Below are 12,628 nucleotides of genomic sequence, written 5' to 3' on the forward strand. Positions count from 1 at the left end.
CTGTCAAGTAAGATAGCACTCTCATTAAGATAGAGCCTTATGTCTCCAATACCTCCACCTGTGTCTATAAGCCTTAAGGTAACCTTGACTTCATCTGAGCTTACCTCTTTTGGTGTATCTATTATCTCAACCAGTGGAGGTTGTTTAACATCTGCGATGGTCTTGTAGTCTTTGAGGGAATGTCCAGAGAGTGCGAGTTTTACAAGGTCAGGTCTGTAAAAAGCCTCCCTGTAGTTTTCGATGCTATAGACATTATTGCCAACCCTTACATTTAGATATTTCTCTCCATTTGGTGAGGCATTGTAATAGCCTTCTGGAGTAATAACTATCCATTCAAAGTCTCTGAAAAGAATAAATTTTGCGATCTCTTTTTTATCTTTTTCATTGTATAGAGCTATATGTAGAGGTAACACTCGGGCAGAAAATTTTTGATTTTTTGATTTAACTATCTTTTGTGTTAATATGAAATTACCTTTATCATCCTTTTCGCCAAACTTAAGATATTTGAGAATTTCATTAGCCTTCCCAGAAGAGACATATGAGGCATTTTCTATATCCCAAACAGAAAAGCTAGTATTATCAAAATAATCATAAGAGACCAGGTATTTATCGAAATCTCCTTTTAATAACCATTCTTGTCTGATAGCAGAATCCCCAAATTCTTTCTTTTCATTTGCAACCACTTCGTAACAAACAATTTTTTGTCTATACAATCTATCAGAATCACCGCTAACAGCAATTAGATATCGCTTATCAAATGTTATGATAGGAAGAGGAAAAACCGATATGGGGCTTAATTCAACAAGCCCGGATGATGTTTTTATTTTTAAATTCTTACTTTCCATCTTAGAAACAACAATATCTCCAAATCTATACTCACTTTTCAAATAATCAACGGCAAATAATTTATGTCCCATTGAAACCAAAAAATCCTCAATTAATTTTTCATGCAAAATCATAACTAATCCAAAATCTCTAACCATTTTTATTTTTTCTGATGTTAAATAAAAAACCGATTCTATTGGTAATGAACTTTCTTTTATATATTTAACCCGAATAATCTCTTCTAATTTCTTGAGAAAATCTTCGTAAGGCATCTGCAGTTTTCTTACTACACTGCCAGATTCAATATCTATTGTCAAAAAACTTATCCCAATTTTTCTTTTATCACCCAATAAAAGTAACTCATTCTGATCTTTTAAGAAAAAAATTGCTATATTATCAAAATTAGTTTCCTCAATAATATTGATTTCTTTTTGCAATCTTCCTGTGGAGATATCCCATATCTTTATTTGAATATTCCCTTTTCCTTTCCAATCATCTGAGCTTACTGAAGCTATTTTATAACCATCAGAAGTTATGGCTTTAATAGAGCTTGAATGACCAATCTGAACGATAATTTCAGGGTTTTCAGCAGCTGTTAATAAATTATTGATGAGTATAAGTAATATGATTATTATTAATTTTTGTCGTAGTTGCATTTTTCTTCCCTTTTGTAAAGAATTATTATATACTTCATTTCTTTAAACTAACCTCTCATCACTCAACCCCACTAATCCTTAACCCCTTCGGATATTCGATATTAAAATTTAAGGTTAGTTTTTTGTAGCCTTTGGCTCTACCTTAATCTTCCATTTATTATACCATCTTTTGAGATCTTTACTTCTTTTTCTGATGGTGCTTCTCACTGGACCTTTATCCGTTCGTTTAGAGAAACCGGACAGTTATCTTTTACTACAAGGTTTATATCCTTTGTTTTGCCATTCTTCATAGTTATCTCATACTCATACACTATCTTTTCAGTCTTTGACACAATCCCCAAATTTAAAAAGCCATAAACAACAATTTTGATTGTGAAAACAAGTACCATTAAATTTATAGCCTCTACTATAAGTATAGCAAAAATTATAAATAATAAAACTTAAGGAATAAATTTATCCCACACCATTCCAACTGGGAATGCCTAAGCTTTGAAATAATGGTAGCGCTTAAATAGTTTTTTAAGAGTATATCTTTTTCAAAACACTTACCAGTTCATCCACTGAAAAGGGTTTCTGAAGAAAATGAAGACCTTTTTCTTTTATAAAAGTCTCTATGGTAGGATCCTTGAAAAAACCGGAAAGCAGCACAATCTTAAGATCTGGTTTTATCTTTAGAAGCATTTCAGAAAGCTCTATACCAGACATCTTTGGCATCATTATATCTATAAGGCATACATCTATTTTATCTTTGTTCCCTTCAAAAATATCTATTGCCTCCAAAGGGGAGCTTATTGATATGGTATTTATGCCCAAAGAATTTAGCAGTTGAATATTTGACTCTACAACCAAATTATCATCATCCACCAAAAGAGCTGTTATATCAAACCTTTCCTGCAAATTCTTATCAGACTCAATTTTCAAAGAATGCAACTGACTAATGGGTAAAAGTATATCCACCGTTGTACCCATGTTCACTTCCGATCTTACAGTTATGCTCCCGTTGTGATCCCTTATGATACGATCAACTATTGATAGACCAAGCCCTGTACCTTCACCGGCTTTCTTAGTGGTAAAAAAGGGATCAAATATCTTATCCAATATCTCTCTTGGGATCCCAACACCTGTGTCTGAAATAGATATTTTGGCAAACCCCTGATTATCCTTCGATACTTTTACTACATCTATCGATAGCTTACCACCTTTTTTACCATCACTTCTCATAATGGTCATAGAATGGCAGCCGTTTATACATATATTGAGTAAAGCCTGCTCAATCTGATTTTCATCCCCTAAAATTTCCAGCTCCTCATCCATTATATTAGCCTCTATTTCTATCGACTTATCTGCAGTATTTTGTAGAATTGATAAAATATCCTTTATGACATTGTTTAAACTAAATATATTTATTTTCAACTCCTGTTTTCTGGTAAATGAAAGAATCTGTTTTACAATATTTGAAGCTCTATAGACAGATTTCTCCATTGTATCTAAAATAGGTTTAGTATTTTCAGGACAATTCATCATTTTTAATACAGAAAGGGAGTTTTTTATAGCAGCAAGAACATTATTGATATCGTGGGCAATACCACCTGCTAACACCCCAAGGGAATCCATCTTTTGAGTATGGAAGATAATGTTATCTTTCTCCACCTCTTCGGTGACATCTTCAATAGAGATACCAATATTTATTCCTTGTAACGTTTCTATTTTAAAAAGGGTGATATCAAAGAAAGAGTTTGGATGGGTACTCAGCTTCATCCTACGATAAAAAGCTTCTTTACTTTCCTTGATAATCTTATAAATATCATCAAAATCTTGGTTTTGAAGTACATCTGCAAGATTTTTATTCACAAGATCACCTTGTAGCCCAAAAAGATTAAGAAACTTTGAATTGTAAAAAGTGATCACCAGTTTACTATTAACTGTAACTAAAGAGATGGGTAGAGAATCTACTATCTGCTGTATAAAATCTTTAATATTTTTCAAATCCAGCATAGCTATATTTAATGATGCCTCCCTTTCTTCGATGAGCCTCATCATATCATAAAAGTCTGAGTAGATTACTGCTATCTCTCTGGGAGCTATTATATTTTCAGAAGATGGAATGTATCTTTTAGTTTTAAATGTTTCAATGAGGTTTAGAAAATTATTTAAAGGTTTTGTAAGTAGCGTGGATATAACTGTCCCTATAAAAATAGCAGCAACTGAGAAAAAAACTACAAATACGATCACATTCCCATAAAGAAGACTAATTTCATCCCTTATTTTAGATTTATTTAGATATAGATAAATGGTGCCATAGTTTAGATTATTCACCCGTAACTCTTTCTTAAAAAGCGCCAAATCCTCATGTTGTATGCCTTCAAACTTTAAACCTAATTTAGATATATCCGTATCAGCTATAATCTTCCCCTTAGTATCGACAAGTGATATCCTATCTATATCTTTGTTTTTTCTAAGGTGATTCAAAGTTTCCTGTATTCTGTAATAATCCTCCACCAAAATGTAATTGAATAGTAGTGGTATACTATTTTCAAGTATATTCTGACCATATTTATCAAACACATTATTGATATCTTCCTTATACTTATTAACATAAAAGTACGATGTAGAAAGAATTATTAACACAGTAAAAAAAATAAAATAGATGATAAATTGGTTCTTAAGTCTAAGTTTTAAAAAAAGGCTCATTTTAAATTATATTCCTTTGCAAATTTCAGGTACTCCTCGTTGGAGCTCTTAACTATTTTAGTAAACCCCAACCTACACCCATCAGTAGGTGGCGTGTATTCAATGAGGGCTTTTAGTATCTTTGATTTCAGTTCACTATTCATAGTTGATGGCACAGCAAAAGGGAAGTGGGGGATTGGTGAGCTTTCATATATTATCTTTAATTGTTTTCTGGCATCCCTATAGATCTGTTCATCAAGGACATCAAGCCTCGTGATACCCACATCCACTTTACCATTTAATACCGACATGATGATGTTGTCCGTACTACCAAGAAAAACAACTGTGTTCTCCTTCTCAATATCTATACCCATTGTTGCAAGCTTTAATTTTAAAAATGTAAAACCACCAAAAGAATATTTCCCAACAGCAGCAACCTTTTTCCCTTTGATCTGTTTGATGTCCGTTATATCAGAGTCGCTTCTTACAATTACAGCACCTTTAAAAGATGGATGTCCTGTAGCCAACACCTCTAACTTAACATTATTTTTAATCAAAGCAACAAAACAGCTTGTACAAGGCACAAGTATATCATATTCCATCCCCTTAGCTTTTAACATATAATCATCATGATCTTTAGCACTGTGCACCAAAACCTGACAGCCTGTATATTTACTTATATTGTTTGCTATATAAGAGTAATCATTAGCTATCTTTTGGGGATTGGTATAAGGGAAAACACCCATCTTCAAAGTACACTCCGCATACAGAAAAGATTGGAATAATATAATAAACATGAAAACTTTTATTATCCTCATAAAAACCTCCATAAAAAATCCTTTTACTTGATTATACCATCTTAGCGACAAACTTTAAACACTCTTTTCTCTGACTCAACCTCATCATTAAAAGAAGCGATATATATCTCCTGACATGTATCAACAGCTTTTATCTTCAGATAAGGTACCATTGTTTCCGCCAAAATCAGTTCCTTATCATTATACACCCTGTACCCTTTCGCATAAGGAACATCATCCCAATTAACAAGGAAGAAATCATCGTTTGTAATACTACGAACTACATCAGGAGGTGTAATAAAATATATCCTGGGATTTTTATATAAAACCCTTTTTGTTTTACCTAAATTATTGTATTGATCATACGGAGTAATCACTATCTCATTCTCCTCTTTATCCTCTAATAATATTGTAATATTATCCCTATTGAATCTCCCTAACTCCTTATTGTTTACCTTTAATAGATACCCTCGCGGTTCCCTATCAAAAAATATATTGAGTATTGCCTCTCCAGTTGGCTTAGGATTGATTACAAGATTTTTCACAGAAATGGGCTTTGAGTATAAAATACTTTTCGCTCTAAAAATAGATTCCACACCAATCTCTTCATCCACATTGGTAAATCTATACACATAGCTATGGGCTTCGGTAACATTTTTATCCAAAAACTCTCCCCCTGAAGGGATCTTGATCAAAAATCTAAAATCATCAGCACACTTTAGATCATCTATCGAAGACTTTTCCACAAATACGTTGTACTCCTCAGCATTTTTTATCAGTATCCCCTCATCAGTGTTTTCTAAAACAATTAGATTGGGAGCAGGGATAATTATGGAATCCTTTGGCCTCGGATCTAACTTCTTGCCACAACCAGTACTTAAAAAAACCAGTAAAAATGCTACAAACAGATATCGATACATCAGCACTCAACCTTGTCTATTTTGACAAACCTTAATCTATTTTGACACTTTTTACAATAATAAACAATACCCCTTTGGGCCTTGTTATGTCTAATAGATGTAAAACGGTATTGCATACATTTACAACCATAAATATAATCTCTTTTAAAAACCTTTGAGTTTTTTACCGGCAGATCGTGGTATACCCTCGGCTCATAATCAAGCTTGCGGCATATCTCCTTCCATTCAGCACCATGAGGCTTTACACTCTTTTTATACAATCTAAAAACTATATGATGGGCAACCTCATGGATCAATATGTCATTAGCAACTATTTCAGGGTATCTCTCCAATAGCTCAGCATTTAGCCTGATTTCGGATCTTGCAGGTATATATTTACCTGCGGATCTACCTTTTAAATTGAAATTTATTACCACCTCGTCCAGCAACCAGAACCCAAATAGACGTTGCACTGATCTACATATCTCTAATATTTTATGTTCTAAAATCTTCATCATCTAAAAATTTTTATTACAACAATTATAGAAAATCAACATTTTTATTGATTATTTCAGATTAGTATGTTATTTTAAATTTATGAAAAAATTAAGCAGATTTTTTGGTGGCATATACATGCCTTATTGGTATGCTGCTTTTGTAGTTGTGGTGATTTTTATGTTCCTTTCTTTTTTAAACTCCTCTTCTGTTGATAGGTTTAAGCTAAGGGTTTTTGATTCAAATGGTAAACTAACTCAGGAAAAGATTTTAACCAAACATGAGCTGGAAAAGCTAAATGAGCCGCTACCATTGTCCAAAGCCTTTCACCCCATAAAAAAGTTTTAACAATTGCCTTATGGATGACATAGCTATAATCGACCGTATCATTGAAGAGGTTAACACTATATTTCCTAAAAAATGCCCCTGCTGTGGAAAGATCTTTAACGACTTTAGAGATTTCATAATGAACACAGAAATTCCTAATCATGTTCCAGATGAAAATTTTATGGTAGTTCATCTTTCAGATATATATGATGTTCTTGCTTTTAGAAACTGTAAGTGCAATACAACCATGTCAATACCATGTGCCATAGACAAAAATTTTAAAAAACAACTGGTGGAGATAATCGAAGAAAGAGCCCAGAAACTCGGCATAAAACCCGAAAAAATGGCTGGAATCATGAGGGATTTAATTATAAAAAGAGCCAAAGAAAAATAATCTCAAACAATACTTTCCATCTCTTTTGAAAAATCTTTATAGTGAAAGTAGATAGCAATGACCACACCCATAACAATTAAAAGACTGTCATCGGTAAATAGGATAACGATCCACAATAAATTATAAAAAAGGCCCATCAATAAGTTTCTCCTACTATCCCTTACTGTCCTAAAACCCAATATCATTTGAAGGTTATTACTTCTTCCAAAAACGATTATAGAAAATATCAAAGCAACCCCTATAAATGAAAAAATGGCAACAACCGTAATATCCTCAATAAGCCAAAAAACCATCAGTATAACTATCACAAAAAGCAACGAGATTTGTAACGATACGTTAATAGCTGATCTTATAATGGTATTAAATAAAAGTAAAAAGGGGTTTACCCCGGTGGGTTCAGCCTGTATATAAATTTTCGATAATAACACCAATAAAATAAACAGAATCCCAAATACAATATCTAAGGATTTTTCAATGGGGTAAACTATTGCAAACCATAAAGGTACCGAAGAGATGATAAAAGATACAGAAAAGATCGGTCTTTCTATCATATATAGCAATATAACCCTATCCATTTAATCTCTCCCTCAATCTATAAAGTATCTCCAGAGCCTGTTTTGGTGTAAGTTCATCTGGATTAATCGCCTTTAGTTCTTCCAAAATAGGATGATCCTCAAATACCAACATGGGCTGTATAACTGTCCTTTCAAACGATTTTTTCTTCTTACCTATAATAAAAGAGCCATCTATTGATATCTCATGTTTTTCAAGGATATCAAGGACCTCCTCAGCCCGCTTTATAATCGAACCAGGTAGTCCAGCTAATTTTGCAACATATATCCCGTAACTTTTGTCAGCTACACCTTCTATAATTTTACGCATAAAGATAATCTCATTCTTCCACTCTCTTACGAGGGTAGTATAGTTTTTCACACCACTGGTGCAGGATTGGAGTTCGGTCAACTCATGGTAATGGGTTGCAAAGAGGGTCTTAGCTTTAATCGTTTCTGCAATATACTCAGCCACTGACCATGCTATGGAAAGCCCATCAAAAGTGGATGTGCCTCTACCTACCTCATCAAGTATTATCAAAGACCTATCAGTTGCATTTTTCAGTATATTTGCAGTCTCAATCATCTCCACCATAAAGGTTGATTCACCCCTTGCCAGGTTGTCATTTGCCCCCACACGGGTAAAAATCCTATCGATGAGTCCGATCTTAGCCCTTTTTGCCGGTACAAAGATACCAGTGTGTGCCATCAGGCAGATAAGGGCCATAGTCCTCAAATAGGTACTTTTTCCAGACATATTAGGCCCTGTTATGATTAGTAATCTATTTGTATGATTATCCATAAACAGATCATTTGGGACAAAGCTATCTTTCAATTTCCGCTCAATAACAGAATGCCTACCATCTATAATCTGAATTTCGTCATAATCACCCAAATCAGGTTTCACATAACCATACTTTTCCGCACAAAATGCTGCAGAGGTAAAAAAATCAAGTTCCGCTATACTGTGGGCTGTTCCCCTTATCCTCTCCGATTGCAAAGCCACCTTATCCCTTATACTACAAAAAACTTCATGCTCGAGATCCAGAAGTCTCTCCTCGGCTGTAAGGATCTTTTCCTCGAGTTCCTTTAACTCCTTCGTGGTGAATCGCTCCGCATTAACCAGCGTCTGTCGCCTTTCAAAATAGTCAGGTACTTTATTTATCTGCCCCTTCGATATCTCTATATAATACCCAAATACTCTATTGTATCTAACCTTTAGAGTACTTATGCCAGTTTTTTCCTTCTCCTCCGTTTCAATTTTGAGAAGTAACTGCTGGCTGTTCTTTTGGACTCTCCTAAGCTCATCTATCTCTTTGGAATACCCATCCTTTATTATCCCACATTCCTTCATGTTATAAGGGGGATCATCGTTTATGGATACAGCTATCGTCTCATAAACATCTTGCAAAACATCAAACGATGCTAAAAATTCAGATATAAATGGTGACAAGGCATTGGACAAAATCTCTTTAATCTTTGGTAAAGGCTGGAGGGAGTTTTTTAGCGAAATAAGATCCTTTGGTGTCCCTTTTTTCGCTGTTATTCGGGTTATCACCCTTTCTAAATCACCAATATCATCCAATACCTCCATCAAACTGCGGGAAATTTCACTGTTGTTGACAAAAAACTCTATCCATTCCTGACGTCTCCTTATCTCCCCAAGGTCCCTCAAGGGTGTGACTATCCTTAACTTAAGCAATCTTTCACCCATAGGTGTTTTACAAAAATTTAGGGCATCAAACAATGAGTTTTTACCTGCAGGATCGCTACTCTCCACCAATTCGAGGGTCTTTATGGCAACTGCATCCAGATAAAGCTGATTCTCCAAAGGATCGGTATTCGGTAACTTAAGTTTTATATCAAGGAAGTTATCCTCTATATACCTTATCAAGTTATAGATCGGCTTGACCAACTGCCAATCTGTGACCCCAAGAGCATTAAGAGAGGAAACCTGATAGTAATTAGATATCTTTTCAACCATGTAATCATAATTTGCCCGGTAAGTAAGTAGGGTCAAATGTCTATTTATACCAAGTTCACCAGAAGTTATAATCTCTTTTGGACTATATTTTGCAATGATATCATCCAATGAAATAGACTTCACTATAAAAGTATCACCTGTGGATGTATCTGCCACTACTGCATAGAATAGGTCTTTTTCCTTTTCACAGGATAGTATAAAGTTGTAGTCGTTGCCAGTTATTATATCATCCTCTATAATTGTTCCAGGTGTAACTACCCTTACAACCCCCCTTTTTACAATTCCTTTTGCAGATTTGGGATCTTCCAACTGTTCACAGATAGCCACCTTGTATCCAGCATCCACCAGTTTTTTCAAATAGGGTAAATAGGAGTGATACGGCACTCCACACATCGGAATAGGGTTTTCTTCATTCTTGTTCCTGGCTGTTAGGGCAATGTTCAATATCTTTGAGGCTATTTTAGCATCTTCACCAAACATTTCATAAAAATCCCCCATCCTAAAAAAGAGTATGGCATCGGGATAGTTCTTTTTTTCTTGGAGAAACTGGCTGTACATGGGAGTTATCTTGACTGTGGTTTCTTCCATAGCCCTACAAAGGTATCAGTGTATCTATGAGATTACAGTTCGAACAAATAGGTATATAGCTTTTAAAGGTAGTAAAGCATGCTTTACATCTATAAAAATGCTCTTCCACGATAGCGCCAAACAAGAAACTATCACCTATTACCCTTATGTATTGCCTTAAGATGTTCTTAGATAAACCGTGGGTATTACCATAGGTTATAAGTATCTCTCTACTTTGGTCTATCTGGCTACTCGTATAGTATTGTTCGGAGAGATAGATATAATAAAAAGGATTACTGGAGTTTGCTGATATCTGTTTTTCAAGGAGTGTATCAAACTGGGCTCTCTCCCCAAAGGTACTGAACTTATCCAACAGAAAATAGATATCATCCAAAGACTTTGATAGATCTTTGTAAAAAAACTCTATTAAAAGATCAAGCCCTTTACCTACCCTTTTTGTAAGAAAATAGTAGTTTGATAACTCTATATATGCTGTTCTTAGATACTCATTTAGTTTTATAGCCTTTATTAAATAGCTTCCATACTCGGAATCATCTGGTCTATATTTTTGTGCCTTCATATAATAACAATAGGAAGCCATCTCATCCCTTTTCTGATTTTTGAAATGATCTGCTGCCACTTCATACTCTCCAAGAGTGTATAACAACTCTGGTAGAAGCTTTTTAAGTGCTGGTTCATCGCTATTTTTAAGAATCTCAGAGATATTGTTTGCTGCCGAACGTATATCACCTGTAGCAATCTTAACATGAACAATCTCATGTAGAATAGGCACAATGTCCCCTTTATCGCTTGAGGATAAAAGATTGTTCTGGATACTTAAAGCACCGTTATAATCTCCGATTTTCCTCAGCAATACCCCCATCAAAAAATAATCATCATCCGGTATCTCTTTACCATCATAAAACCTTTTCAATATAGACAAGGCTTCTTCATACTGATTTTCGAAGATCTTTTTGTATAAAGCTATACGGTTTAACTTGCTCTTATTATGCCCAAAAAACATCTATTTCCCCTCCCTTTTTAAAGGAGCAGATTTAAGATTTGTAAGCTCTTCCTTTGCCCTTTTCAACTCTGATTTTAGCGACTGTACCTCCATAAATTTCCTAAGAGACCTTTTAAGGGACAGAATCCAAGAAACAACAAATCCTATAAGAAAAGACAGTATTATCAACAAAAAAAGTGGTATCTTAATTGGGTCCTTACCAATGAAATAGTAAAGATCCACCGATTGGATATTGATAGCAGAAAAGATTATAACCACAATAAGTAGCATTATCTTTATGATATTAATGATTAGATTCATTTTTCCTCCTTATGACACAGATATAATGGGTATTAAATATTTTAACAGATTCGAGCAAATAACACAAAAGCCATGAAAAAGGTGCAATCCTTTCCCTTAATGGCTGATAAAGTGTTGTCCTGATCATCTTTATATCATACCCTACAAACCAATGCTTAATCTCAGATCTTTTCACTGGTCTTATATGCTTATTTTTAGGATTTGAAAAGTGGAAATCGTAAAAAACGATCACCCCTTTCTTTTTTAAAACACGTTTCATCTCTTTAGCAGCTAATTCCCTCTCTTGTGTAGATAAAATTGAGGAAAATACCGTAAACTGGCTAACAATATCGAAAGACTCATCGGGAAATGGCAGATTTACTGCATTCGAGTTCAAAAAGAGTACATTGGGTGAAATGTCTTTGGCCTCTTTTACCCTTCCATAATTCAAGTCAAAGCCTACAATATTTTCAGGTTTTGCACCATACTGGATGAATCGTCTAAGCTCACCACCTGTACCACAGCCTATATCCAATATTTTTTTGTCCTGGAATGTCTGTATAGAAAGCCCTTTGAGAAGTTTAAAAAAAAGTAGCTCCCTTTGATGTATGGAGAATAGGTTACCGCTATTAAAATAGGTATACCTTAAGGGGTTAGAGGTCATTTCACGTTATCAAAGTTAACCCTTGAATAATCTTGTCGTAGGTCTGTTCTATATGTTCGGAAATCACCTTTACTTCAGCAATAACGGGCATAAAATTGGTATCCCCATTCCATCTGGGTACAATATGGAAATGTATATGATCCACAATACCAGCTCCAGCAGTTCTACCAAGATTGTAGCCGAGATTAAATCCGTCAGGATTCATTATTTTCTTTATAGCTTTCATTATCTTTGATGCCACGTTGTGGATATCGAGAACCTCTTTATCCGTTAGATCCTCAAATAAAGCAGTATGCCTATAAGGTGTAACCATTGTATGACCATTTGTATAAGGGAAAAGATTCATTATAGCAAAAGCATATTCCCCCCTATAGACGATAAGGTTTTCTTTATCGCTATTCTGTTTCGGTTTTTCACAGAATATACAACCATCATCCTTATGGGAACCATCAATATATCTCATTCTCCATGGTGCCCAGATCTTTTCCATAATATC

General features: G+C 34.5%; 14 protein-coding genes. 2 read left to right on the plus strand and 12 right to left on the minus strand.

Annotated features, from left to right (window positions below; translation table 11 throughout):
* The 6 genes from N3C60_04800 to N3C60_04825 all read right to left on the minus strand — a co-directional run.
* On the minus strand, positions 1-1,481 hold a 1,481-nt coding region (locus N3C60_04800; protein MCX8084221.1), incomplete at its 3' end, for a hypothetical protein.
* A gap of 203 nt (positions 1,482-1,684) precedes the next feature.
* Positions 1,685-1,870 (minus strand): DUF4139 domain-containing protein, encoded by a 186-nt coding sequence (locus tag N3C60_04805; GenBank protein MCX8084222.1) that lies wholly within the window; start codon positions 1,868-1,870, stop codon positions 1,685-1,687.
* A gap of 130 nt (positions 1,871-2,000) precedes the next feature.
* Entirely contained in the window at positions 2,001-4,172 is a 2,172-nt protein-coding gene (locus N3C60_04810; protein MCX8084223.1) for an ATP-binding protein, read from the minus strand.
* Positions 4,169-4,969 carry a PhnD/SsuA/transferrin family substrate-binding protein gene (locus tag N3C60_04815; GenBank protein ID MCX8084224.1) on the minus strand — a complete coding sequence of 267 codons (801 nt, stop codon included), beginning with the start codon at positions 4,967-4,969 and terminating at the stop codon, positions 4,169-4,171. Before N3C60_04815 ends, N3C60_04810 begins: the two co-directional genes overlap by 4 nt.
* A 41-nt stretch (positions 4,970-5,010) precedes the next feature.
* Complete coding sequence (locus tag N3C60_04820; GenBank protein MCX8084225.1) at positions 5,011-5,868, minus strand: hypothetical protein; 858 nt, start codon at positions 5,866-5,868, stop codon at positions 5,011-5,013.
* Positions 5,868-6,365: a SprT-like domain-containing protein gene (locus tag N3C60_04825; protein MCX8084226.1), complete on the minus strand. Its 498-nt coding sequence runs from the start codon at positions 6,363-6,365 to the stop codon at positions 5,868-5,870. The genes N3C60_04820 and N3C60_04825 overlap by 1 nt, the downstream gene beginning before the upstream one ends.
* A 79-nt stretch (positions 6,366-6,444) precedes the next feature.
* Here N3C60_04825 and N3C60_04830 point away from each other — a divergent pair, with 79 nt between their 5' ends.
* Both N3C60_04830 and N3C60_04835 read left to right on the plus strand, forming a co-directional pair.
* Entirely contained in the window at positions 6,445-6,690 is a 246-nt protein-coding gene (locus N3C60_04830; protein MCX8084227.1) for a hypothetical protein, read from the plus strand.
* Positions 6,691-6,700: 10 nt separating this feature from the next.
* Positions 6,701-7,063: a hypothetical protein gene (locus tag N3C60_04835; GenBank protein MCX8084228.1), complete on the plus strand. Its 363-nt coding sequence runs from the start codon at positions 6,701-6,703 to the stop codon at positions 7,061-7,063.
* Positions 7,064-7,065: 2 nt separating this feature from the next.
* Here the strand turns inward: N3C60_04835 and N3C60_04840 are convergent, their stop codons facing one another.
* The 6 genes from N3C60_04840 to N3C60_04865 are packed head-to-tail and all read right to left on the minus strand — an operon-like array spanning position 7,066 to position 12,622.
* Positions 7,066-7,638 carry a hypothetical protein gene (locus N3C60_04840; GenBank protein MCX8084229.1) on the minus strand — a complete coding sequence of 191 codons (573 nt, stop codon included), beginning with the start codon at positions 7,636-7,638 and terminating at the stop codon, positions 7,066-7,068.
* On the minus strand, positions 7,631-10,186 hold the full coding sequence (gene mutS, locus N3C60_04845; protein ID MCX8084230.1) for a DNA mismatch repair protein MutS: 2,556 nt from the start codon (positions 10,184-10,186) through the stop codon (positions 7,631-7,633). The genes N3C60_04840 and mutS overlap by 8 nt, the downstream gene beginning before the upstream one ends.
* A 4-nt stretch (positions 10,187-10,190) precedes the next feature.
* On the minus strand, positions 10,191-11,189 hold the full coding sequence (locus N3C60_04850) for a hypothetical protein (GenBank protein ID MCX8084231.1): 999 nt from the start codon (positions 11,187-11,189) through the stop codon (positions 10,191-10,193).
* A complete protein-coding gene (locus N3C60_04855; GenBank protein MCX8084232.1) occupies positions 11,190-11,489 on the minus strand; it encodes a LapA family protein in 300 nt (99 codons plus the stop codon). It abuts the gene before it with no gap.
* Positions 11,473-12,132, minus strand: a complete 660-nt coding sequence (locus tag N3C60_04860; GenBank protein ID MCX8084233.1) for a class I SAM-dependent methyltransferase — start codon at positions 12,130-12,132, stop codon at positions 11,473-11,475. The genes N3C60_04855 and N3C60_04860 overlap by 17 nt, the downstream gene beginning before the upstream one ends.
* A 1-nt stretch (position 12,133) precedes the next feature.
* Entirely contained in the window at positions 12,134-12,622 is a 489-nt protein-coding gene (locus tag N3C60_04865; GenBank protein ID MCX8084234.1) for an HIT domain-containing protein, read from the minus strand.
* Positions 12,623-12,628: the final 6 nt, after the last annotated feature.

Origin of the sequence: Calditerrivibrio sp. (genome assembly GCA_026415135.1) — a bacterium.
Lineage (GTDB): Bacteria > Chrysiogenota > Deferribacteres > Deferribacterales > Calditerrivibrionaceae > Calditerrivibrio.

Bases quoted from the DNA above. Each gene is read 5' to 3' on its own strand.
- N3C60_04805 (MCX8084222.1), bottom strand. From the start codon at position 1,870: ATGGTACTTGTTTTCACAATCAAAATTGTTGTTTATGGCTTTTTAAAT.
- N3C60_04810 (MCX8084223.1), bottom strand. From the start codon at position 4,172: ATGAGCCTTTTTTTAAAACTTAGACTTAAGAACCAATTTATCATCTAT.
- N3C60_04815 (MCX8084224.1), bottom strand. From the start codon at position 4,969: ATGAGGATAATAAAAGTTTTCATGTTTATTATATTATTCCAATCTTTT.
- N3C60_04820 (MCX8084225.1), bottom strand. From the start codon at position 5,868: ATGTATCGATATCTGTTTGTAGCATTTTTACTGGTTTTTTTAAGTACT.
- N3C60_04825 (MCX8084226.1), bottom strand. From the start codon at position 6,365: ATGATGAAGATTTTAGAACATAAAATATTAGAGATATGTAGATCAGTG.
- N3C60_04830 (MCX8084227.1), top strand. From the start codon at position 6,445: ATGAAAAAATTAAGCAGATTTTTTGGTGGCATATACATGCCTTATTGG.
- N3C60_04835 (MCX8084228.1), top strand. From the start codon at position 6,701: ATGGATGACATAGCTATAATCGACCGTATCATTGAAGAGGTTAACACT.
- N3C60_04840 (MCX8084229.1), bottom strand. From the start codon at position 7,638: ATGGATAGGGTTATATTGCTATATATGATAGAAAGACCGATCTTTTCT.
- mutS (MCX8084230.1), bottom strand. From the start codon at position 10,186: ATGGAAGAAACCACAGTCAAGATAACTCCCATGTACAGCCAGTTTCTC.
- N3C60_04850 (MCX8084231.1), bottom strand. From the start codon at position 11,189: ATGTTTTTTGGGCATAATAAGAGCAAGTTAAACCGTATAGCTTTATAC.
- N3C60_04855 (MCX8084232.1), bottom strand. From the start codon at position 11,489: ATGAATCTAATCATTAATATCATAAAGATAATGCTACTTATTGTGGTT.
- N3C60_04860 (MCX8084233.1), bottom strand. From the start codon at position 12,132: ATGACCTCTAACCCCTTAAGGTATACCTATTTTAATAGCGGTAACCTA.
- N3C60_04865 (MCX8084234.1), bottom strand. From the start codon at position 12,622: ATGGAAAAGATCTGGGCACCATGGAGAATGAGATATATTGATGGTTCC.